Origin of the sequence: Asanoa sp. NPDC049573, from assembly GCF_040676615.1 — a bacterium.
GTDB lineage: Bacteria > Actinomycetota > Actinomycetes > Mycobacteriales > Micromonosporaceae > Asanoa.
In genome coordinates, this window is record NZ_JBFAPI010000011.1 from 141,300 (window position 1) to 162,826 (window position 21,527).

Genomic DNA, 21,527 nt, shown 5'->3' on the forward strand with positions numbered 1-21,527 from the left:
GCCGATCGGTCGCGTTGTGGTGTGGATTTGATTTGCCGGTCAATCGGTCCTCATCCGAGCGCCACCCGAAAGTGACGTCAGCATACCGGACCGTGACTCGTCCGCTACCTGCCGTCAGTCCCACTCGTGAGTCTTGGGCATGACCGCTCCTCCTGTGCTGTGCCGGCTTGTTCCGGTGTTGGCACAACTGTAGGTTGAGATCGAACGGATTTGAACCGGGATATGTCAATATGAGCAGTATTCGCTAACTGGAAGCCGTTTTGTCACGATGCGTCCTGCTGCGAATGCGTAGCGCAATTGGATGCGGAGCGGTTTGTACGATTCGTTCGGGAGTGTTCGTGGAATCGAAACGTCAGCGGTCGGTCAGTGATTGCGTGCGGTCCGTGGCAATGAGCTGTCCCTCGTATTCTCGTTCCGAAAGCGGTAAGGGACTACCCCCAGTCGCGTGACTTATGTCAACGCTCCGCATCTGCATACTTCGACAAACCACCATAAGAGCGCAGCAATTGCCCGCACTCCCGCATCGAACTGCCACTCTCCGTAGCCGATCAGTCGACCGTCCATGCGCCATGTGGCGACCATCAATAACCGCGCGCCCCATTCCCCCGGCGCATTAGCGAACAGCGCGGTGGGCGGACAAAATTTGTGCGATATTACGAGTTTCATATAACTGAGCCGGAAAGCGTCCGTGGCGCACGGCGCCCGGCCTGGCACGGATAGGCTCAGACCGTGGCCGAGAGCAACCTGACGCACGTCGACGAGAGCGGAGCGGCCCGCATGGTCGACGTCTCCGCGAAAGACGTCTCCGCCCGGCGGGCCACCGCCGCCGGCCGGCTGCGCACCACCGCAGAGGTGATCGACCTGCTCCGCCGCGACGGCCTGCCCAAGGGCGACGCGCTCGCCGTGGCCCGGATCGCCGGCATCATGGGCGCCAAGAAGACGCCCGACATCGTGCCGCTCTGCCACCCCATCGCGCTGACCGGCGTGACCGTCGACTTCGAACTCGGCGAGAACACCGTCGAGATCACCGCCGTGACCCGCACGGCCGACCGCACCGGCGTCGACATGGAGGCGCTGACCGCGGTCGCCACCGCCGGCCTCGCGCTGGTCGACATGGTCAAGGCCGTCGACCCGGCGGCGTCCATCCACGACGTGCGGGTGTTGCGGAAGGAAGGCGGCAAGACCGGGCTGTGGACCAGGGAGGGCGAGCAGTGATCCGGGCCCGCGTCATCGTGGCGTCCAACCGGGCGGCCGCCGGCGTCTACGCCGACACCAGCGGGCCGATCCTGGCCGACGGCCTGCGCGAAATCGGCTGCGAGGTCGGCGAGCCGATCGTGGTCCCCGACGGCGAACCGGTGGCCCAGGCGCTGCGGATGTCGATCGCCGAGGGCATCGAGGTGGTGGTCACCAGCGGCGGCACCGGCATCACCCCGACCGACCAGACGCCCGAGGTGACCAAGGTGCTGCTCGACTACGAGGTGCCGGGCATCGCCGAGGCGATCCGGGCACACAGCCGCGACAAGGTCCCGGCCGCCGCGCTCTCCCGCGGGGTCGCCGGCGTCGCCGGCCGCACCCTGGTGATCAACCTGCCCGGCTCGAAGGGCGGCGCCCGCGACGGCCTGGCCGTGCTCGGCCCGATCCTGGTGCACGCGGTCGACCAGCTACGCGGCGGAGATCACCCCGCATCAGACGTCTAGGCCTGGGCCTGGCCCTGCCGGACCGGCCCCTTCTCCATGATCGGCGATAGGCTCGCAAGGTGACCGCCGAAACCGTCGCGACCACCGCACCGACCGCCTGGGACCGGGCCCGCACGCTGATGTGGGAGGCCGGTCGCGCGGCCCAACTCCCGCTGGTCGACGTGCCGGTCGACGAGGCCGACGGGCTGACGCTGGCGCGCGACCTGGTCACGCTGACCGCGCTGCCGGCCTTCCCGACGTCGAGTGTGGATGGCTACGCCGTCCGCGGTCCGGCGCCGTGGACGCTGGTCGGCACGGTGCTCGCCGGCAACTCCCCCGCACCGCTGCGCGACGAGGGCACCGCGGTCGAGATCGCCACCGGTGGGATGCTGCCGCCCGGAGCCGAGGCGGTGCTCCGCGTCGAAGAATCGACCCGCACCGCCGACGGCCGGGTCACCGGGCAGTTGCGCGAGACGGTCGAATGGCGCCGCACCGGAGAAGAGGCCGAACGCGGCGAGTTGCTCATCCCGGCCGGCACCCCGGTCGACCCGGGCGTGCTCGGGCTCGCGGCCTCCTGCGGCTACGACAAGCTCGCCGTGCACCCGCGACCGCGGGCTTCGCTGCGCATCTTCGGCGACGAACTGCTCACCCAGGGCCCGCCCGGCGACGGCCGCGTCCGCGACGCGCTCGGCCCGAACGTCCCGGCCCTGCTCCGCCGCTACGGCTGCGCGGTGGCTCCCGGCGCCGTGGTCGGCCCGGTCGAAGACACCCTCGACGCGCACGTCGCGGCGATCCGTTCGGCGCTGGCCGACAGTGACCTGGTCTGCACCACCGGCGGCACCATGCACGGCCCGGTCGACCACCTGCACCCCGCGCTGGCCGCGCTCGGTGCCTCCTATCTGGTCAACACGGTCGCCGTCCGCCCCGGCTTCCCGATGCTGGTCGCCCGAGTGACCGGCGACGACGGTCGGGCCCGCTTCATCGCCGGCCTGCCCGGCAACCCGCAGTCGGCGCTGGTCGCGCTCGCGTCCCTGGTCGAGCCGTTGCTGGCGGGCCTGCGCGGCCGGCCGTTGCCGCAACTGGCAACGGTCGTCCTGGCCGACCCGGTGCCGGGCCGCGGCGACTACACCCATCTGGCGCTGGTGCACGTCGATGCCGCGACCGGCACCGCGCGCCCGGTGCGCCACGTCGGTTCGGCGATGCTGCGCGGCCTGGCCAGCGCCCACGGCTTCGCGGCAATCGCGCCGGGAACCTCTGGCGAGGCAGGGGCGCGGGTACCGTTTGTACCGTTGCCGCTACTCCCGGGAGAACGACCGTGATCGTCAGCGTCACCTCGGAGCCACTCAACCTCGCTGCCCACGAGGCAGCCGTGGCCGACCCGCGCGCCGGCGCGGTCGTCTCGTTCCAGGGCGTGGTCCGCGATCACGACGGCGGCCGCTCTGTCCTGAGCCTCGACTACGAGGGCCACCCGTCAGCGATCGACGTCCTGCGCGAGGTCGCGGCGGAAATCGCCAAGGACCCCGAGGTGTACGCCGTCGCCGTCTCACACCGCGTCGGCCCGCTGAAGATCGGCGACGTGGCCCTGGTCGCCGCCGTCAGCACAGCCCACCGCGGCGCCGCGTTCGCCGCCTGCGGCCGCTTGGTCGACGAGGCCAAGGCCCGCCTGCCGATCTGGAAGCGCCAGGCCTTCGCCGACGGCACCGAAGAATGGGTCAACTGTCCCTAGATCGACCCTGACCACCGCGGGCCTGGCAGCGAAGCGAAGCGAGCGGTCCCCGGCGGGAGCGACGGTCGCGCCCCCGACGGGCCCGGGACATGCTGTTGAACGTGGGTTATCGCTGGTGGATCGCGCGTCGGTCGATGCGGATCGTCTCCGGGTAGAAGGCGGGTTCCGCGCCCGGGCGCCACGGCAGGGTGGCGACCAGAATGATCAGGGCGAGCGCCAGCGAGTTTTCCATCAGGGCGCCCCAGAGGCCGTCCTCGTAGTGCGAGTACTCCGGCAACTGGTGCTCGTAGGGCCAGATCGGGCTGATCAGGAACAGCAGGTAGACGCCGAGGGCGGCGCTCGCGTGCCGCAACCCGGTCAACGCCGGGAACCAGATCGGCGTGCGCAGCGGTGCCAGGCCACCCATGCCGGCGCTCGGTGTCAGGCCGCGGCGGGTCAGGCGACGGCCGCTCTCCAGGCCCCGGCTCGCGTCTCGGCGGCGCATCGCCGCGTCGGCCAGCACCAGGATCGCCGGGATGACGAAGACCAGGTGGTGGCTCCACGAGATCGGGCTGATCACGTTGGCGGTCAGGCCGACCAGGGTGAACGCGGTGAGTTCGTCGCCGTCGGCGTGGGCGCGGGCGGCCCGGGACAGGCCCAGGGCGAAGACCAGCAGCGCGAACGAGAGCCAGAGCAGCGTCGGCGCCTCGGGGGTGTCGTAGAGGCGGGCCAGCACGCCGGCCAGGGACTGGTTGGGGGTCATGTCGGCGGCACCGACGCGTTCGGTCTCCCAGATCACCCGCAGGAAGTAGGCCGACGAGTCACGGCCGGCCACCAGGAAGGTGCCCGCCGAGACGGCGATCGCCGTCGCCACCGCTGTGGTCGCGGCCCGCCACTGCTTGGTGACCAGCAGGTAGACCACGAACAGGGCCGGGGTCAGCTTGATCGACGCGGCCAGGCCGATGCCCACGCCGGCCCAGGAACCGCTGCGAATGAAGCGGACCAGGGCGCCGCCGGTCGGCGCGAAGCCCGCGCTGGCCCGGGCGCGCCAGCGCAGCGCCACCATGTCGGCCATGATCAGCAGGAACAGCAGCAGGTTGATCTGGCCGTAGCCCAGGGTCTCGCGCACCGGCTCGATGGCGGCCGCGACCGGCACCGTCAGGCCCACCGCGAACCAGCGTGACCAGCCATAACGCCGGGCGATCGGGCCGAGCAGCGCCCACATCACGACCGCGAGGGCGAGCAGGCTGGCCACCACGTTGATCCAGGCGGCGGCCGCGAACGGCACCCGCGACATCGGCAGCATCAACACGCCGGCGAAGGGTGGGTAGGTGAACCCGAGCCCCGTGTCCGGCGCAGCGTATGCGTAGAGATCGCGCCCGCTCGCCCACCAGACAGCCGCACCGTGGTAGATCTTCATGTCGAAGAAGTTGTACGGCCTGCCGAACGCACCGATGGCGTACCAGGCCGTGACGAACGCGGCACCGATGAGCGCGACGCGTACGACGTTTCGACGATAGATCCCACGGACAGGGCTGCTGGGCTGGACGAGGCGGTCCATCCGTCTTCCGACGGTCGCCGGCATGGCGTGGCCACCCCCGTACCCTTTGTAACGTGCCGTCCAGGTCCGTACCGAGCCTAGAGGGGCCCGTGTTTCGTCACCCGTGGCGTTATCCGACCGTGTCCGATCCCACACTAGTTCGCGACATTTCGTCCGCGTTAACGCAGGGCGACTGGTTCATGCGTTTCAGGTAGTTCCTGCCTGATTCAGCTCGGCAACTTGCGCCCGGCGGCGGCGGCCCGGTAGGCGATTTTCGCCTCGCGCCGGGCCGTCTTTGCTGCTCGGCGCAGCGACTGCCCGCTGCGCCCGAGCTGGTGCAGCCCGTGGTCGAGGTTGTGCCGGCCGTGTTCGAGCGCGTGCCGGCTGTGACCCGCGTAGTGGCTCGCCCGCCAGGCCAGGCCGGGCCGGCCCTGGGTGTCGCTCGCGGCGAGCAGCAGCCCGCCGAAGAGGCCCAGGTTCTTCATGAAATGCGTCTCCTGGTGACGCCGCTCCAGCGGGTCTTTCACCGTCCAGAAGGGATGCGCCGCCAGCGTGGTCGGCACCAGCGTGCCGGCGAGCACCATCGCCGCCGGCCGGGTGAGTCGCCCGGTCGCCAGCAGCAGGCCGGCCACGACCTGGGCCGCACCGTTGAGCCGGACCAGCGTCTCGGGGTCGGTCGGCAAGCTCGGGTTGGTCTTCTCGAACAGCGGGCCGACCTTCTCGGTCACCTTCTGCGCCCGCGGCACGAACGCCGTCGGTCGAGTGACCGAGCGGGCGCCGCTGACGACGAAGATCGTGCTGAGAAACAGGCGCGCGACCGTGCGTACGGGACTCATGGTTTAACTCTTACCCCGTCGCGGGCCGCCGTATCCCCCAAACGGTGCGACTCAGGGCTGCGTACGCAGATACCGTCCGAAGTGGGGGACCGTGAAGGCGACCGTGCCGCGCTCGCCGGAGTAGATGAGCCCCTTCTTGATCAGGGCGTCGCGGGCCGGCGACAGGCTGGCCGGGCGGCGGCCGAGCGACTGGGCCACGTCCGCCGTGGCTACGGCGATGTCCATATCGTCCGTCCCGTTCGCCGCCAGGCCCGCCATCGCCCGCATGTATTCGCGTTCGGCCGGTGTCGCGCGCTCGAACCGGGAACCGAAGAAGCCGACCGCGAGCTCGGCTTCGGCCTCGGGCGCGGCGACCCGCACGTCGCCGGCGGTGATGGGCGTACGCGGGGCGTGATCCCAGGTAGCCTTCCCGTAGGCCTGGACGAAATAGGGGTATCCACCCGACTTGTCGTAGAGCAGATCGAGCGCCTTCGGCTCGTATTCCACCTCTTCGCGCTCCGCCGGCGCACACAGCGCCTGGTCGGCCGCGATCCGGTCGAGCCGGTCGATGCGCTGGTAGCGGAAGAGTCGCTCCGAGTAGGACTTGGCCGCCGACAGCACCGCGGGCAGGTGCGGCAGACCGGCGCCGACCACGATCAGCGGCGCGCCGAGTTGCGAAAGCTCGTGGCAGGCGGCGCACAGCGCCGACACGTCGTCGGCCGGCACGTCCTGCATCTCGTCGATGAACAGCGCGATGCCGGTGCCGACGTCGGTGGCGACGGCTGCGGCGTCGGTGAACAGCTCGACCAGGTCGATCTCGATGTCACCGGAGTCGGCGCGCCCGGACTTCGGCGGCACGTCGATGCCGGGTTGCCAGCGGTCGCGCAACTTGGCGTTGGCCTGGTTGGCGCGCAGCGCGAAGGCCTTGAGCACGCCCAGGAAGTCGTCGATGCGGTCGGGCGCGCGATGCCGCGGTGCCAGCTCCCGCACCGCCATGTGCAGCGCGGCCGCGACGGGGCGGCGCAGCGACTGGTCGGGCCGGGCCTCGATCTTCCCGGTGCCCCAGAGCCGGCCGATCGCCTGTGAACGCAGCGCGTTGAGCAGCACCGTTTTGCCCACGCCACGCAACCCGGTCAACACCAGGCTGCGCTCCGGGCGGCCGCGGGCGACCCGCTCCAGCACCACGTCGAAGACGTCGAGCTCGCGGTCGCGCCCGGCCAGCTCCGGAGGCCGCTGGCCGGCGCCGGGTGCGTAGGGGTTGCGCACCGGATCCATGTCGATGACCGTATCGGTCGATCTAGGAAAGACCCTAGAAACGCTTAGATGTGGGTACGGCGTGTCGCGGTCTCGCCCTAACTAGGGCTATCTAGCGCTCTTGCTAGATAGCCCTAGTTTCGCCTATCGGAGCTTCAGGCAGAGTACGTAGTCGTTCAGGTCCAGCGGGCTGTCGAAGAAGTACCAGTCGGTGTAGCCCTCGACGTCTTTGCACTTCTTCTCGGCGTCGTCCTGGCCGGTCGTGGCCGCGTCGAACCGGGCCAGCACCTGGTAGGTCTTCGCCGCGCACTTGGCGATCTCGAGCTTGGGGTCGTCGGTGGAGCCGACGTTCTTCACGCACTGGCCCTTCTTGACGAACCGGGCGTCGGCCGACGACTCCGCGTCGGGCTTCGAGGTCGGCTCGGTGCTCGCGGTCGGCGCCGCCGGGCTGGGCGAGTTCTGCGCCTCGACGGCCTTATCGTCGTCGGGCCGCCCGACGAAGTAGACCGCCGCCGCGCCGCCGCCGCATACCAGCACGGCCAGGACGACGACCAGCACGAGTACGGGGCTGAAGCGCTTCTTGCGCGGCGGCTCCTCGGGCGGCGTCGACCAGGCCGGCTCCGTACCGTATTGCTGGAAGTTGGGGTCGTATTGCTGCGTCGGCTGACCGTAGCCGGGCTGACCGTAGCCGGGCTGGCCGTAGTCGGGCCCCGGTTGGCCGTAGCCCGGCGCGGGCTGGCCGTAGCCGCCGCCCTGGGTGTAGTCGCCAGGGTTGCCATAGCCCGGGCCGCCGCCGTAGCTGGGCGACCCCGGTCCCCCGGGCGGGCTGGACTGCGGCTGGCCACCCCACGGGTCCTGCCCACCCCACGGGTCCGACGGCTGCCCGTACGGGTCGTTGGGCGCTCGGCCGTGCCGGGGTTCCTGCGGCGGACCGGGGTACGGCCCACCGTTCGGCGGTCCGTAGTTCGACATGGACGTTCCTCCTGGCCAAGGGGAGATCTCATCGATGGCCACCGCGCGGGGGGTCGCGGTGCTCTGGTCACCGTAGCGTCTGACCCTGCGGGGCTCACCTCCCGGAACCGCGCCAACGTACCCCGCGCCCGGCCAATGGGTCAGATCAGGCGGAGTTGGCGGTCCTTCGGCCGGCGTTCCTCGGTCGTGCCGAGCCGTTCGAACAGGCCCGCGTCGATCGCGCCGAGGAACGGCGACGGGCCGGTGTCACGCTCACCGCCGAACCGGAACCGGCGCTGCGCGTGCGACACGTAGAGCCGGTCCTGTGCCCTGGTCAGCCCGACGAAGAACAGCCGGCGCTCCTCGGCCGTGTCGTCGTCGGTGCTGCTTCCGAAATGTCGCAGGGGGAGTAGGCCGTCTTCGCAGCCGACCAGGAACACGATCGGAAACTCGAGGCCCTTCGCCGCGTGCAGGGTGAGCAGGGTGACCGCCTCGGCCCGCGAGTCGAGCGCGTCGACCTCGGCACCGGTGGCGAGTTGGGCCAGGAACTGCTCGAGGTCGTCGCCGCAGCGCCGGGCCAGCGGGGTGAGCACCTCGACCGCCGACCACACGTCGGCCGGGCTCGGGGTGCTGCTGCTGTCGAGGGTGGGTGTCGCGAACCGTTCGGCGAGGAGTTGACCGGCACGGCGTACCCGGACGGGAAGGTGACCTTCGCCGGCGGGGCCGGCCAGCCGCAGCTCGCGGGCGATGGCCGCGACGCCGGCGCGGTCGCGCAGCCGGTTGTGCGAGCGCTTCTGCACGGGGATGCCGGCGCGGGCCAGTGCCTCGACGATCGGGGCGGCCTGCTGGTCGGTGCGGTAAAGCACGGCGACGTCGGAGAAGGAGATGCCGGCGGCGTTGCCGCTGATCCGTCCCGAGTCCAACGACCGGTGGGAAAGGCCACCGACCAGGTCGTCGACGGTACGGGCGACGAAGTCGGCTTCGTCGGTGACCGAGGTCGCGGCGTAACGGCCGACCAACGGCGCTTCGGGGTCGAGGCGGGCGGGCTCCAGCCGGCGACCCCGGACCAGCGTCGAGGGCGCGATGGCCTGCACCGCGGCGGCCAGGATCGGCGCCGACGAGCGGTAGTTGCGGGTCAACCGCACCAGCCGGGCGTCGATGAAGTCTTCGGCGAAGCGCATGAAGTAGCCGACGTCGGCGCCGCGGAACGAGTAGATCGACTGGTCCGGGTCGCCGATCGCACAGAGGTTGCCGTCCGGCGGGCAGAGCAGGCGGAGCAGCTCGTACTGCGTTTCGTCGACGTCCTGGTATTCGTCGACGAAGATCCACCGCCAGCGACCCTGGTAGCGGTCGACCAGGTCGGGGTCCTTGCGGAGCAGCTGCAGCGGCAGCGTGATCAGCTCGTCGAGGTCGACCAGGTCCTGGCCGCGGAGCAGCTTCACATAGCTCGCGTTGTCGTCGCCCGCTTCTTTGCGGGCGGTCTCCCGCTCGGTGTCGTCGGCGATCCGGAAGTCTTTCGGCAGCCCGGCGGCGGCCGCGTTGTCGCGCAGGATGGTCAGGCCGAGCGAGTGGAACGTGGCGACGGTGACGTCGGCGGCGACCGGGCCGAGCAGGGTGTCGAGGCGGGTACGCAGCTCCTCGGCGGCTCGGCGGGTGAACGTGATCGCGAGGCAGTGCTCGGCGAAGACGCCCAGTTCGGCGCAGAGGTAGGCGATCCGGTGGGTGAGCGTACGGGTCTTGCCGGTGCCCGGGCCGGCGACGATCAGCATCGGGCCGCCGGGCGCCGAGGCCGCGACCCGCTGCATCGCGTCGAGGCGGTCGAGCAGGCCGGTGCCGACCTCTTCCATGCCGGCGAGCATCGGCTCGAACGGTTCGTGTGGCGAGACCTGCGGCGGCGGCGGGATCGGGGGTGGGGTGGGCTCGACCCGCTTGACCGGGCCGCGCCGCGCGGAGCCCTCGCTCGGGCGGTCTGTTGGCTTTGTGGCTTTTCTTCTGGTCTGCTGGGGTACGTCGAACAGGGCGTCGGCTTGCGGGGAGCCGCTGGGCAACTCGTCGGGGCTGAAGACGCGGATGATGCCGTAGGCGCCGTCGTAGCCCGGGGTGCGGTGGACGTCGCCGGTGCGGAGGCGCCGGATCGCCTCTTCGAGGTGGTCGCCGCCGATCCGCTTGATGTCGTCGAGCGGGGTTTCGCGGAGGATGGTCAGCTCGGGACCGAGGGCGGCGACGAGGGTGTTGAGCTTGCCTTCGACGGTTTTCGAGCGGGGGCCGACGCCGGCGATCTCGCCGAGGATCTCGGCCAGGGCTAGTAGGTGCTGGACCGGCTTGGCCCCATTTCGGATTTGTCCGTCTTGTCGGTCGGCCAGATCCTCGACCCGGCTGAGGACGCCGACGGTCAGCGGTTTGTGGCATTCCGGGCAGAGGCCGCCGGCCGCCCTGGTCTGTGCCGGCGCCCAGTTGACGCCGCACAGGCGGTGGCCGTCGCCGTGGTATTTGCCCTCTTCGGGGAAGAACTCCAGCGTGCCGGCCAGGCCGTCGCCGGTGCGCAAGGCGTCGCGGATGGCGAAATAGTCGAGTTCGGTGGCCAGCACGGTCGCTTCGCGGGCCAGCGCCGGCGGCGAGTGGGCGTCCGAGTTGGACACCAGTTGATAGCGGTCGAGGCTCGACACCCGCCAGTTCATCGCGGGGTCGGAACTGAGCCCGGTCTCGACGGCGAAGATGTGGTCGGCCAGGTCGGCGTAGCAGTCGGCGATCGCGTCGAAGCCGGACTTGCTGCCCAGCGCCGAGAACCACGGCGTCCAGATGTGCGCCGGCACGAGATAGCCGTCCGGGCTGGCTTCGAGCGTGATCTCCAGCAGGTCGCGCGAGTCGAGGCCGAGGATCGGCCGGCCGTCGGAGGCGAGGTTGCCGATCCGCCCGAGCGCGGTGTTGAAGCGCGCGACCGCGTCGAGGTCGGGCAGGTAGATCAGGTGGTGCACCTTGCGGGTGCGATCGTCGCGTTTGTAGATCGTCGAGATCTCGACGGAGAGCGCGAACCGGACCTGCTCCTCGCTGCTGGCCAGCCGTGGCGGCAGCTGTCGGGTGATGGCCTGCTCGGCGTCGCGGTCGAGCCGGAAGAGCCCCGGTTCGGCGGGTTGAAGGTTGTCCTTCAGGTGGTCGAACCAGGCGGGGTGGGTGAAGTCGCCGGTGCCGAGCAGGGTGACGCCCTTGCGCCGGGCCCACAGCGCCAGGTTGGGCAGGGTGAGGTCGCGGCTGCAGGCGCGGGAGTACTTGGAATGGATGTGCAGATCCGCGACGAAGGGTACGGCGCTGTACGGGAGCACGCCGCATAGTGCCACGCCCCGATGAAGAATGCCGTGACCGTCCACCGTGGTGCGGCGTGTCGCACACCCGTTATGGGCTACGAAGCTCCACAAGAGTGACTTGCGGCGGTGCGCCGACCCGCACCGGCGGCCCCCAGAATCCGGCGCCGTTGGTGACGTAGAGCTGGGTGTCGCCGAACCGTGCGTAGCCCCGGACCACCGGTTGGTCGAGCTTGACGAGCAGGTTGAACGGCGCCATCTGGCCGCCGTGGGTGTGCCCCGACAGCTGCAGGTCGACACCCTGTTTCGCGGCGTCGTGCACCTGGACGGGTTGATGCGCGAGCAGGACGACCGGGATGGTGGCGTCGCGGTCCCGCAGCGCACCGGGAATGTCCGGCCCGCCGGTGCTGGTCCCTTCACCCGCGACGTCGTTGACACCGGCAAGGTCGAAGGCGCCGCCGGCCCTGCTGATGAGCTCGCGCTCGTTGCGCAACGTGCGGATCCCGAGCCGTTCCACCTCGGCCAACCATTCGTCGGCGCCGGAGTAGTACTCGTGGTTGCCGGTCACGAAGAACGACCCGTGGCGGGAGCGCATGTCGCGCAACGGTGCGGCGGCCGCGCCGATTTCCCGCACGCTGCCGTCGACCAGGTCCCCGACAACGGCAACGAGGTCGGCATTGGTCCGGTTGACGGCGGCGACGATGCGCTCGGTGTGCGCGCGCCCGGCGAGCGGACCGAGGTGGATGTCGGAGACGGTGGCGATCCGGAACCCGTCCATACTCCGCGGCAGCTTCGCCAGCGTGATCTGGACGCGGTCCAGTCGGGGTGCGCCCAATGCCGTCCGCGCACCGTAGGCGGTGATGCCGGTGGCGGTGAGCCCCGCGAAGATGGCGGCACCGCGGGCGAGCAGCAGCCGCCGCTCGATGCCGGGCGTCCAGGCTTGTGTTTCGTTCCGTGCCGCTGTGGCATCGGCCTGGCCGGGGGCGTCGCCGTTTGACTGGGCGACTTCGTGCTGAGCCAGCGTTCGACGCTGCGTGGTTCCGGTCGCTTCCGCCGGCCGGCCGCTGGCCTGGCGTTGTTCATCCTCGCTGGCAACCCGCTGTTGGTCGGTGGTCTCGACCGCCCGGCGTGCCGCTGTCGGTTGGCGGGTGGCGTCGTCGGCGGCCTGGTGTTGTTCATGCTCGCCGGTAACCCGCTGTTGGTCGGTGGTCTCGACCGCCCGGCGTGCCGCTGCCGGCTGGCCGGATGCCACAGGCGCGTTGTCCCCAACCGGCTGGTTCGACGTCGCGGGCCGGCGGCGGACCACGATGCGCGCGACCAGCATCGGGATCTCCAGCAGGACCAGCACCACCAGCAGGTAGAACATCAGCGCGATCCACAGGTAACCCGGCCAGGCCAGCACCGTCACGCCGACGCGGGTGCCGATCAGCGTCGCCGGAACCAACAGCCCGAGAACGACGGCGACGACCGTGCCGGCCCGACGCCACGGCCCGGGGCGCGTGGCGTCCCGCACGAGGCGTTTCCAGAGATAAAAGTGGATCAGACCGATAAGAGCGAGACCGACAACAGCCAGCAGGATGATGGTCACTTACCCACCCGCGAACGGCGGCAGGACGTCAACCTCGGCACCGGCCGGCAACGGCCGCTGACCGTCGCGCCAGGCAACCCCGTTCACCAGGAAACTCGCCACCTTCAGCACGGTCGCCAACCGCTCACCGTGTCGTTCGGCGAGCTCGGCGACGAAGTCATCGTGGGTCAACCCAGCGGCAACGCTGGTTTCCGCGACCCCGGCGGCCGCCCGCGCCCCGGCGAAGAACCGGACGGTGACGACCCCCGACGCCGACCCGTCGACGGGATTACCCATGCCGATCAGCCTATCGCCCGGCTGAATTCGATCCGTCCCACACCGTCGGCTGCGGGCGGCCCGTCAGCCGCCGATGCGGGCATCGGTCTGGCCGGCGGTCGCTTGGCCGGCGGTCACTTGGCCGGCGGTCGCTTGGCCGGCTGTCCCCTGACGGCCCGTCAGCCGCCGATGGCGGACATCGGCCTGGCCGGCTGCAGGAACGACGGATCGTCGATGCCGTGACCGGCCCGCTTGACCCATGTCGCGGCCTGCCACCGCTTGGCCAACTCTTCGTCGCTCGCGCCGCCGCGCATCGCGCCGCGGAGGTCGGATTCCTCCGTCGCGAACAGACAGTTGCGGATCTGCCCGTCCGCCGTGAGCCGGGTGCGGTCGCAGTCCCCGCAGAACGGCCGCGTGACGCTGGCGATCACGCCAACCCGCGCGGGCCCACCATCGCTCGCCGTATAGCCATCGACCACCCACGTCTCCGCCGGCGCACCACCGCGTTCGACCGGATCGGGCAACAGCCGGTAGCTGGACCGCAACGACGCCAGGATCTCGTCGGCCGTCACCATCGTGGCCCGGTCCCAACTGTGCTGCGCGTCGAGCGGCATCTGCTCGATGAACCGCAGCTCGTACCCGTGCGCCAACGCGAACCGGACCAACTCAGGCGCCTCGTCGTCGTTGACCCCGCGCATCAACACCGAGTTGATCTTCACCGGAACGAGCCCCGCGTCCGCCGCCGCGGTCAGTCCCGCGATCACCGAGGTGTGCCGATCCCGCCGCGTCAGCGCCTTGAACCGCTCCGGGTCGAGTGTGTCGAGCGAGACGTTGACCCGATCGAGCCCAGCGCCCTTCAGCGCCGACGCCATCCGCTCCAACCCGATGCCGTTGGTGGTGACCGACATTCGCGGCCGAGGCCGCAACCCGGCACAAGCCTCGACGATCGCGACCAGGCCGGGCCGGATCAGTGGCTCACCACCGGTGAACCGGACATCCGTGACACCGAGCCGCTCCACCGCGACACGCACCAACCGGACGATCTCGTTGTCGGTGAGCAACTCTTCCCGCGGCAGCCACGCAAGCCCCTCAGCAGGCATGCAGTAGGTGCAACGCAGGTTGCACCGGTCAGTCAGCGACACCCGCAGATCGGTTGCTACCCGTCCGAAGCGGTCGGACAACGCCCCATCCGTGGCCCGGACCTCGGTTATCGTCACCGTTCGACCGTATCGCGTAACGCTCGCGCGCGTGGATTCCCGCAAGGTCACCCCAACGCCACGATCGCGGATTAGCCGGGCGCAAACCTGAGGCCGCGCGGCGGCCACCGACCGGGAGCTGGCCCTAGGTCCGCAGCAGGGTGTCGACCGCCTGGCGGACCGCGGACCGGTAGGCCGAACCGAACAAAGCCGTGTGCACGAGCAGCAGGTGCAACTGATGCAACGGCACCCGTTGCCGCCAGCCGTCGGCGAGCGGCCAGGCCTCCCGGTAGGCGTCGACGATCCGCGCCAGCTCGGGCGCCCCGCCGAAGAGCGCGAGCTGCGCGAGGTCGGTCTCGCGGTGACCGCCGTGTGCGGCGGGGTCGATCAGCCACGCCCGGCCGTCGCTCGCCCAGTAGAGATTGCCCGGCCACAGGTCGCCGTGGATGCGCGACGGCGGCTCGGCTCCGCCGTACACCTCGATCCGGTCGATCAACCGCTCTGTCGCCTCGATGTCGGCGGCGGAGAGTGCCCCACCATCTGCCGATAGCCGCAAATACGGCTGTAGCCGTCGTTCCGCGAACCACTGCGGCCACGGCTGCGCCGAGGGCGTGTTGTCCTGCGTCAGCGCGCCGATGAAGCCGGGCCAGTCGGCGCCGAACGCCGGCGCACCAGCGCGATGCATGATCGCGAGCTGCCGACCGAAGCGCTCGGCGCCATCCCTGGTCGGTTGTCCCTCGTCGAGCCACTCCAGTGCCAGCAGCTCCGGCAGCGCCGTCAGCACCTCGGGCAGCGGCGGCCCGTCTGGTGTCCGCAGCCAATCGAGACCGGCCGCCTCCGTCGTGAAGAAACCCTCGGGCGCGGGTGACGGCGACTGCTCGGGCCAGGTCTTGACGAACAGCGACGCGCCGTCGTCGAGGGTCAGCCGGGACGCCGCCGCGATGCTGCCGCCCGCGACCGGCGTCTCGCGTATCCGCTGGTGCTTGAGAAATGTCGGCAGATGTTGCGGATGAGACCGGAGGTAGGCCAGGTCCATGACGACCAAGTCTGTACCCCTGTCGTGCGTCGGGTTCCGCCGGGTGGCTTCGGAGAGTAAGCATGAGGACATGACGGATGTCGTGGTCCGCCCTTATCGACCGGGAGACCACTCCGCCGGGCGGACCCTCTGGGTCGAGCTCGCGGAGCGGCGCAGCGGGCTCTATGGCACGTCGCCCGGCGCTGACCCCGGTGCCGGGTTCGAGGACTATCTGACCCGGCTCGACCTGTCCGGGATATGGGTGGCCGAACACCCCGGCGAGGGCGTGATCGGGCTGGTCGGCTTGGTCATGCACGGCACCACCGGCGAGGTGGAGCCGATCGTCGTCGCGGCCCGCCACCGTGGCTCGGGGGTGGGCGCCAAGCTGCTCAAGCATGTTTCCGCCGAGGCGAAGAAACGCTCGCTGGCGCGGCTCACGATCCGGCCGGAGTCGCGCAATGTCGAAGCTCTGAAGTCGCTTCATGCCGCTGGTTTCGACCTCCTCTCCGCTGTCGAGCTCAGCCTCGACCTCCACCCGACGCCGTCCACCGTGGACAACGTCGACATCGACCTGTTCGGGCTGCGTTTCCGAAGCTGAGTTTCGCGGCCGGCGGCGTTGCGCGGGGATCTTCACGCGACACCTGTGGATAACTTGTGCCACGACACGCCCGACCCGGAGTTATCCACAGGTTGCCCATCGTGCGGTGGCGATCACGTACCGGCATCGGCCACGCTTCCGCGCCATGACCGCTACCGAGGCGCCACCCATCACCTTGCGTTCCTGCGCCGACCTGATCGCGTCGGTGCCCTATCTGCTCGGGTTCCATCCGGCCGACAGCATCGTGGTCATCGCGATCGTCGGCGAACGAGTGCGCTTCGTAGCCCGCGGCGACCTGCCCGGCGCGGTTGCCGCCGATCACGTCGCGCAGAAGCTGGTGTCCCTGCTCCAACTCCACCACGCCGACACGGTCGCGATCGTCGGATACGGGCCGTCCGAAGCCGTGACGCCCGTGGCAGAGGCGTTGTGCACGGCGTTGCGATCGGCCGACATCCAGACCCTCGACGTGCTGCGCGTCGACGCTGGCCGCTACTGGTCATACGTCTGCTCGAACCCGACCTGCTGCCCACCCGAGGGCAAGCCCTACGACCCCGCGACCACCTGCGTGGACGCCGCCGCGGTGTTCGCCGGCTGCGTCGCGCTCCCTGACCGGGAGGCGGTCGCGGCGTCCATCGCCCCGGTCGACGGCGCCGCGCGGGTGGCGATGACCGAGGCCACGGCCCGTGCCGACACGCGCCTGACCGCCCTCGTCGAAGGCGCCCGGTCGGCCGCCGACAGCGGCTCGCCCCGCCTGCGGACCATGACACTTGGCGCGGCCGGAGCGGCCGTCCGCGCCAATGCCCGGGTCGCGAAGGCCCTGCGGGCGGCTGGCGACGAAGCAGTCGACGATGCGGTCGACCGCTACCGCGCCGGCCGGCGCCTGAGCGACGACGAGGTGGCGTGGCTCAGCGTCCTGCTGGTCCACCTGCCGGTGCGTGATCATGCGTGGGAGCACACCACCGACGACGACTGGCAGATCGACCTGTGGAGCGACGTCGTGCGCCGCGTCGACCCGCCACTCGCCGCGGCGCCGGCGAGCCTGCTCGGCTATGCGGCATGGCGCTCGGGCCGCGGCGCGCTGGCGGTCATCGCGATCGAGCGGGCGTTGGCGGTCGACCCCGACTACGCGCTGGCCCGGATGATCGATGAAGTCCTCGACCAGTGCCTGCCGCCGTCGATCATGGTGGAGGCCGAGGCCCAACCACATCGGGCATCGCCGCGGCGCGACCGTCGCACCAGCCGTCGTCGTTGGATCGGCCCGCACACGGGCCTCGATCAGGCGAGCTAGGCGGTGTGCCGTGGAATTTTCGTGGCTGGGCGTCGCGACCGCGTTCCTCCTGGTGGCGGCCGGGTGGCTCTCAGCGCACCGCCGGGCTTGCCGCTCGATCGGGTTGCGGCTGGGTGACCCGGTGAACACCCGAATACACGTTCATCGTCGCTCCGCGCAGGAATCCGACCAGCGTCATGCCCGCTTCCTGCGCCAGGTCGACGGCGAGCGAACTGGGCGCCGAGACGGCCGCGAGCACCGGAATGCCCGCCATCCAGGCTTTCTGTGTGAGCTCGAAGCTGGCCCGCCCGGAGACCAGCAAGATGTGGTCGCGCAGCGGCAGTCGGTGTTCCGCGACCGCCCGGCCGACGACCTTGTCGACGGCGTTGTGCCGCCCGACGTCCTCCCGCACCAACACCGGGTCGCCACCGACGGTGAAGAGGCCGGCGGCGTGCAACCCACCGGTGCGAGCGAACGTCTGCTGCGCGGCCCGGAGCCGGTCAGGCAGGCCGGCCAGCACCTCGGCGGAGACGGTCATCGGGTCGTCGGCGAGGTGCCAAGCCGATTTCGTACGGATCGCGTCGATGCTCGCCTTTCCGCAGACGCCACAGGAACTGGTCGTGTAGAAGGCGCGGGCCGGATCGGTGTCGGGCGCGGGCACCCCGTCGGCCAGCACGACGTCGACCACGTTGTAGGTGTTGGGAGTGTCCGTTCCGGCACAGAGCTGAGCGGTGACGATGTCTGCCGCGTCGCGGATGACCCCTTCGGTCAGCAGAAAGCCGATGGCGAGATCGATGTCGTCACCGGGGGTACGCATCGTGACGGCGAGCGGCCTCCGCGGCGCATTGCCATCGCCGCGGGTTCCCACGCGGATCTCGAGCGGCTCCTCACCGGAGACCGAGTCCATCCGCCGCACGGCAGTCGACGCCGAGAGGTCGATCCGGACGATCTCGCGCCGGTCGGTAACCCTTCCCACGCCCCCATCCTGCCCCGCCTACAGGCCCGCCGCCGAGAGACGACCGGCAAATCCGGAGCGTCGCCTCGCAGCGCGCGATTATTGGGTCTTGGGGCCCCGGAAGTAGCGGCACAAGCCGCGACGGGTGGGCGGATGGCCCGCTGGTTGAGCGGCGCGGGCCCGTGCGCCCGGAGCGGAGATCCGCTGGCAGGCTGATGGGAGAGCGCGATTGCTGCCGTGGTGCGATCGGGTCGCCGTAGGGTCGGGGGCGGAATTGTAGCCGAGGGGAGCGCTATGGCGGGGTTTGCGGCCGTTGTGCTGGCCGGCGGCGCGGGCCGGCGGATGGGCGGTCCCGACAAGCCGTCGGTGATGGTGGCCGGCCGGTCGATGCGCGACCGGGTGTTGGACGCGCTGGCGGGTGCCGACTCCCGGGTGGTCGTCGGTGGCAGCTGTGACGTGCCCGAGGGAGTGGGCTACACACGAGAGGAGCCGCCCGGTGGTGGGCCGGTCGCCGCCGTGGCCGCCGGACTGGCGCAGATCGATCGAGACTCGCGCGAGGTGGTCGTCGTGGCCGGCGACCTGCCGTTGTTGACCGCGCCCGCCGTCGCCGCTTTGCGCGAGCCACTGTCCACGGCAGACGGTGCGCTGTTCGTCGACCAGGATGGGCGGCGGCAGCTGTTGTGCGGGGCGTGGCGGGCCGACGCCTTGCGGCAGAGCGTCGCCGGCCTGTCCGCCGGGCGCGCCTGCGGGCTGAGCGGCGCCTCCATGCGGGCATTGGTCCAGTCGTTGGACGTGGTCGAGGTGTCGTGGGATCGCGCCGGGCCGCCGCCGTGGTTCGACTGTGATACCGAGGACGATCTCCGTAAGGTTCGAGAATGGCTGACAGCGGAAAAGGCGGAATGACCCTCGACCAATGGGTCAAGGCCGCATGCGCCGAGCTAGGCATCGCGCCGACGGACGCGTCGGTGTCGCTGGTACTCAACCTGGCCCGAGACGTCGCGCACAACACGGTCCGGCCGGCCGCACCGGTTACCGCCTACCTGCTCGGGCTCGCCGTCGGTCGCGGCGCCAACCCACATGAGGCCGCGGCGGCGCTGACCGCGCTCGCGATGGCCCAGGGCGACACCGCTGCAGGTCAGAACGACGAAACTGCCGGCGAGCGCTGAGCCGCCCCAGCGGGGGCGACGACACCGCAGCGGTGGCTGGCAGCGGTGCGATCTACAACCGCGGGTCGCGGGAGCGCTGAGTCCACCGGGCGGCGCTACCAACCCCGAAGCTGACGGTGCTGAGCCCAACCGGCGTGGGCGACCAACGCGGAAACTGGCGGTGGGCGCGGAGCCTGACCGGCGTGGGCGATCAACCCTGAAAGCTGGCGGTGGGCGCGGATCCTGACCGGCGTGGGCGACCAACCCCGAAGCTGGCGGTGCGCGCTGAGCCCGACCGGTGTGGGCGACCAACCCTGAGCTGGCGGTGGGCGCGGAGCCTCGCCAGGCGCCGACGAGCTATGCGGAGCTGGCCGCGAGGGCCGGCGCCTTCAGGCCCAGTCGCCGCGATTCTCTGCCGCAGCCTGTGTCGTTCGCCGGCTGCGACTTCCGTTCCGGCACCGGCAAACTTCGTCCCGGCCGCCGATCGCGTTAGCGTGGTGCCGAGGGTGGGCCTGAGCCCGCTAAACGTCCGCGGATTGTGCGGGCGTTGGATTGGATAGGCCGCAACCCGCGGCGGTTTGCCCGATCAAGCAGCGTGCGGGCCGGCGAGAGATGCCCGCGATGTGAGAGCCCGTGGACGCAGGTCGGGAGATCCGGTCAAGGGCCCGACGATCGGGGCATACCGAACCAGGTCTGATCTTGCCGCTGCGGCCGGAAGCGTCGAAAATCCGGCTGGAGAAGAGCAATGATCATGGGTCTGGCCTGAGGCTCGCGTGGGTCTCGGGTGGCTGGGTGAGCAGACCTGGCGTAAGCGCGGTGTAATGCCGTTATCCGACTCACACCGGCCTATCCGTGGGCACCGGTGCCGTGGGTAGGGTGTGGCTGACGGACGGAGGCGATCATGACGTCAGCGAGTGCGGGGGACGATGGGCTTACCGACGCCATCCTGCTCGACGAGGCCAGCACGGCTGATTTGAAGGGCAAGGTCACCGAGGCTTGGCGTGACTTCGCGCGGGCGCTGGCGAAGATGCTCCCCGAATTGCCGGCCGGCGCTCGGGTCGAGCTGACGCTGGATCCAACCGCCTCGGGGACGGGCACCGCCGTTTACTCCGTTGAGTTGCTGATCGTTGGCGACGGGCTGGTCAAGGCGCTTGCCGTCGGGAACGCCGGGTTGCCGCAGGGATACCGGCTCGATCGTGCCGCTGTCGCCGACCTCGTGGCACTTGGGTGGTCGCCGCCCGGGGTGTTGCCGGACTCGGGGGAGCAGTTCGGGCTGCACGCCTCGATCAACGACGCCTCGAAGATCGCGACGACCGTCTCGCGCACGTTGCGCGACGTCTACGGCGCACCGCACCCGGCGTTCCTCGTCTACCTCGTGCACGACTCCGAAGACGAGCCGATCGACGTCGAGGCGCTTGCCACCGCGCGGCCTGAGGTTGCCGGGAGCCTGGACCTCGACGAGGCGATAAAGACCGGCCAGGCGCTGGCGGCCCGCGGCGAGGTCGTCGTCGAAGACGACAGCATCGCGCTCGACGAGCGGGTCCGGACGGTCGTCGCCACCCTGATGAAGTCAGAGCCCGAGCAGCTGAAGGTCGACTCCGACGGCGACATCGGCATCCGGGCGGGTTCGGCGATGGTGTTCGTACGCGTTCGCGACAACCCGCCGCTCGTCGACGTCTTCTCGCCGGTGCTGACCGAGATCGAGCCGACCGAGCAGCTCTACGTCAAGCTCTCCGAGCTGACCAACCGCATGCCGATCGGCCGCCTCTACTGCACCAACGACACCGTCTGGGCCTCGATCCCGGTGTTCGGCCGCAACTTCCAGGCGACCCACCTGATGCTCGCGGTCCAGGTGATGACTGGGCTCGCCGACGAACTCGACGACCGCCTACACGGCGAGTTCGGCGGCAAACGCTTCTTCGGCGAAGGTGACAAGCCGATCAACCGCACCGCCCAGGAGCCCAAAACCGGGATGTACCTCTAGCCAGACCTCGCGACGAGACAGGCGGACCGCCCGGCAGCAGAGCAGGCCCCGGGCTATCGAGGGGCCCCTAAGCTTCCGCGAACGCAACGGTGGCGGCGGCGGACGGGGTTTCCGCGACGAGGCGAGCGCTGGCCGATCGCGGGCTACGGCGCTTGAGCAATGAACGTGAGCGCTAAGGGCCGGTCCCGGCCTACAGCGCTTCAGCAAGAGGCCAGCGCTGAGGGCCGATCGCGGCCTACGTTGCTTGAGCCATCGAGGCGAGCGCTGAGGGCCGATCGCGGCCT

At 70.4% G+C, this 21,527-nt stretch carries 19 protein-coding genes; 9 read left to right on the forward strand and 10 right to left on the reverse strand.

The annotated features are described in order from the left end of the window. Window positions 1-729: 729 nt before the first annotated feature. The 4 genes from moaC (at window position 730) to AB0J74_RS24000 (ending at window position 3,402) form a co-directional block, all read left to right on the forward strand. Entirely contained in the window at window positions 730-1,215 is a 486-nt protein-coding gene (moaC, locus tag AB0J74_RS23985; protein ID WP_363451473.1) for a cyclic pyranopterin monophosphate synthase MoaC, read from the forward strand. Next, a complete protein-coding gene (locus AB0J74_RS23990) occupies window positions 1,212-1,697 on the forward strand; it encodes a MogA/MoaB family molybdenum cofactor biosynthesis protein (RefSeq protein ID WP_363451475.1) in 486 nt (161 codons plus the stop codon). The genes moaC and AB0J74_RS23990 overlap by 4 nt, the downstream gene beginning before the upstream one ends. A 119-nt stretch (window positions 1,698-1,816) precedes the next feature. Further along, complete coding sequence (locus AB0J74_RS23995; protein ID WP_363451742.1) at window positions 1,817-2,995, forward strand: molybdopterin molybdotransferase MoeA; 1,179 nt, start codon at window positions 1,817-1,819, stop codon at window positions 2,993-2,995. After that, window positions 2,992-3,402 (forward strand): molybdenum cofactor biosynthesis protein MoaE, encoded by a 411-nt coding sequence (locus tag AB0J74_RS24000; RefSeq protein WP_363451477.1) that lies wholly within the window; start codon window positions 2,992-2,994, stop codon window positions 3,400-3,402. Before AB0J74_RS23995 ends, AB0J74_RS24000 begins: the two co-directional genes overlap by 4 nt. Before the next feature lie 106 nt (window positions 3,403-3,508). Here the strand turns inward: AB0J74_RS24000 and AB0J74_RS24005 are convergent, their stop codons facing one another. The 9 genes from AB0J74_RS24005 to AB0J74_RS24045 form a co-directional block, all read right to left on the reverse strand. Further along, the gene (locus tag AB0J74_RS24005) at window positions 3,509-4,966 is read right to left on the reverse strand and encodes a glycosyltransferase 87 family protein (protein WP_363451479.1); all 1,458 of its coding nucleotides are present in this window, start codon (window positions 4,964-4,966) and stop codon (window positions 3,509-3,511) included. 182 nt (window positions 4,967-5,148) lie between these two features. Further along, entirely contained in the window at window positions 5,149-5,757 is a 609-nt protein-coding gene (locus AB0J74_RS24010) for a DoxX family protein (protein ID WP_363451481.1), read from the reverse strand. A 51-nt stretch (window positions 5,758-5,808) separates the two neighbouring features. Continuing rightward, window positions 5,809-7,011, reverse strand: a complete 1,203-nt coding sequence (locus tag AB0J74_RS24015; RefSeq protein WP_363451483.1) for an ATP-binding protein — start codon at window positions 7,009-7,011, stop codon at window positions 5,809-5,811. A gap of 123 nt (window positions 7,012-7,134) precedes the next feature. After that, entirely contained in the window at window positions 7,135-7,962 is an 828-nt protein-coding gene (locus tag AB0J74_RS24020) for a flagellar basal body protein FliL (protein ID WP_363451485.1), read from the reverse strand. Window positions 7,963-8,102: 140 nt separating this feature from the next. Further along, a complete protein-coding gene (locus AB0J74_RS24025; RefSeq protein ID WP_363451487.1) occupies window positions 8,103-11,261 on the reverse strand; it encodes a UvrD-helicase domain-containing protein in 3,159 nt (1,052 codons plus the stop codon). Window positions 11,262-11,331: 70 nt separating this feature from the next. After that, window positions 11,332-12,816 carry a metallophosphoesterase gene (locus tag AB0J74_RS24030; protein ID WP_363451744.1) on the reverse strand — a complete coding sequence of 495 codons (1,485 nt, stop codon included), beginning with the start codon at window positions 12,814-12,816 and terminating at the stop codon, window positions 11,332-11,334. A 12-nt stretch (window positions 12,817-12,828) separates the two neighbouring features. Next, a complete protein-coding gene (locus tag AB0J74_RS24035; RefSeq protein WP_363451489.1) occupies window positions 12,829-13,104 on the reverse strand; it encodes a MoaD/ThiS family protein in 276 nt (91 codons plus the stop codon). Window positions 13,105-13,262: 158 nt separating this feature from the next. After that, window positions 13,263-14,294, reverse strand: a complete 1,032-nt coding sequence (gene moaA / locus AB0J74_RS24040; protein ID WP_363451746.1) for a GTP 3',8-cyclase MoaA — start codon at window positions 14,292-14,294, stop codon at window positions 13,263-13,265. 130 nt (window positions 14,295-14,424) lie between these two features. Then, window positions 14,425-15,315, reverse strand: coding sequence for a fructosamine kinase family protein (locus AB0J74_RS24045; RefSeq protein ID WP_363451491.1), 891 nt, complete (start codon window positions 15,313-15,315; stop codon window positions 14,425-14,427). Between AB0J74_RS24045 and AB0J74_RS24050 the strand changes: the two genes are divergently transcribed. Next, on the forward strand, window positions 15,314-15,892 hold the full coding sequence (locus AB0J74_RS24050) for a GNAT family N-acetyltransferase (protein WP_363451493.1): 579 nt from the start codon (window positions 15,314-15,316) through the stop codon (window positions 15,890-15,892). The two genes, AB0J74_RS24045 and AB0J74_RS24050, sit on opposite strands and share 2 nt — an antisense overlap. A gap of 145 nt (window positions 15,893-16,037) precedes the next feature. Next, on the forward strand, window positions 16,038-17,180 hold the full coding sequence (locus tag AB0J74_RS24055) for a DUF4192 domain-containing protein (protein WP_363451495.1): 1,143 nt from the start codon (window positions 16,038-16,040) through the stop codon (window positions 17,178-17,180). 70 nt (window positions 17,181-17,250) lie between these two features. On the opposite strand, the gene fdhD is transcribed toward AB0J74_RS24055, so the two are convergent. Next, the gene (fdhD, locus tag AB0J74_RS24060) at window positions 17,251-18,135 is read right to left on the reverse strand and encodes a formate dehydrogenase accessory sulfurtransferase FdhD (protein ID WP_363451497.1); all 885 of its coding nucleotides are present in this window, start codon (window positions 18,133-18,135) and stop codon (window positions 17,251-17,253) included. A 273-nt stretch (window positions 18,136-18,408) separates the two neighbouring features. On the opposite strand from fdhD, the gene AB0J74_RS24065 reads away from it, so the two are divergent. From AB0J74_RS24065 to AB0J74_RS24075, 3 genes are all read left to right on the forward strand, one after another. Next, window positions 18,409-19,017, forward strand: a complete 609-nt coding sequence (locus tag AB0J74_RS24065) for an NTP transferase domain-containing protein (RefSeq protein WP_363451499.1) — start codon at window positions 18,409-18,411, stop codon at window positions 19,015-19,017. After that, a complete protein-coding gene (locus tag AB0J74_RS24070) occupies window positions 19,014-19,280 on the forward strand; it encodes a DUF6457 domain-containing protein (protein ID WP_363451748.1) in 267 nt (88 codons plus the stop codon). The genes AB0J74_RS24065 and AB0J74_RS24070 overlap by 4 nt, the downstream gene beginning before the upstream one ends. 880 nt (window positions 19,281-20,160) lie before the next feature. Then, the gene (locus tag AB0J74_RS24075) at window positions 20,161-21,243 is read left to right on the forward strand and encodes a hypothetical protein (protein WP_363451501.1); all 1,083 of its coding nucleotides are present in this window, start codon (window positions 20,161-20,163) and stop codon (window positions 21,241-21,243) included. Window positions 21,244-21,527 lie beyond the last annotated feature (284 nt).

Excerpts from the sequence above, each read along its gene's own strand:
- AB0J74_RS23995 (WP_363451742.1), top strand. The coding sequence starts at position 1,817 with ATGTGGGAGGCCGGTCGCGCGGCCCAACTCCCGCTGGTCGACGTGCCG.
- AB0J74_RS24005 (WP_363451479.1), bottom strand. The coding sequence starts at position 4,966 with ATGCCGGCGACCGTCGGAAGACGGATGGACCGCCTCGTCCAGCCCAGC.
- AB0J74_RS24010 (WP_363451481.1), bottom strand. The coding sequence starts at position 5,757 with ATGAGTCCCGTACGCACGGTCGCGCGCCTGTTTCTCAGCACGATCTTC.
- AB0J74_RS24015 (WP_363451483.1), bottom strand. The coding sequence starts at position 7,011 with ATGGATCCGGTGCGCAACCCCTACGCACCCGGCGCCGGCCAGCGGCCT.
- AB0J74_RS24020 (WP_363451485.1), bottom strand. The coding sequence starts at position 7,962 with ATGTCGAACTACGGACCGCCGAACGGTGGGCCGTACCCCGGTCCGCCG.
- AB0J74_RS24035 (WP_363451489.1), bottom strand. The coding sequence starts at position 13,104 with ATGGGTAATCCCGTCGACGGGTCGGCGTCGGGGGTCGTCACCGTCCGG.
- AB0J74_RS24050 (WP_363451493.1), top strand. The coding sequence starts at position 15,314 with ATGACGACCAAGTCTGTACCCCTGTCGTGCGTCGGGTTCCGCCGGGTG.
- AB0J74_RS24045 (WP_363451491.1), bottom strand. The coding sequence starts at position 15,315 with ATGGACCTGGCCTACCTCCGGTCTCATCCGCAACATCTGCCGACATTT.
- AB0J74_RS24055 (WP_363451495.1), top strand. The coding sequence starts at position 16,038 with ATGACCGCTACCGAGGCGCCACCCATCACCTTGCGTTCCTGCGCCGAC.
- AB0J74_RS24065 (WP_363451499.1), top strand. The coding sequence starts at position 18,409 with ATGGCGGGGTTTGCGGCCGTTGTGCTGGCCGGCGGCGCGGGCCGGCGG.
- AB0J74_RS24070 (WP_363451748.1), top strand. The coding sequence starts at position 19,014 with ATGACCCTCGACCAATGGGTCAAGGCCGCATGCGCCGAGCTAGGCATC.
- AB0J74_RS24075 (WP_363451501.1), top strand. The coding sequence starts at position 20,161 with ATGACGTCAGCGAGTGCGGGGGACGATGGGCTTACCGACGCCATCCTG.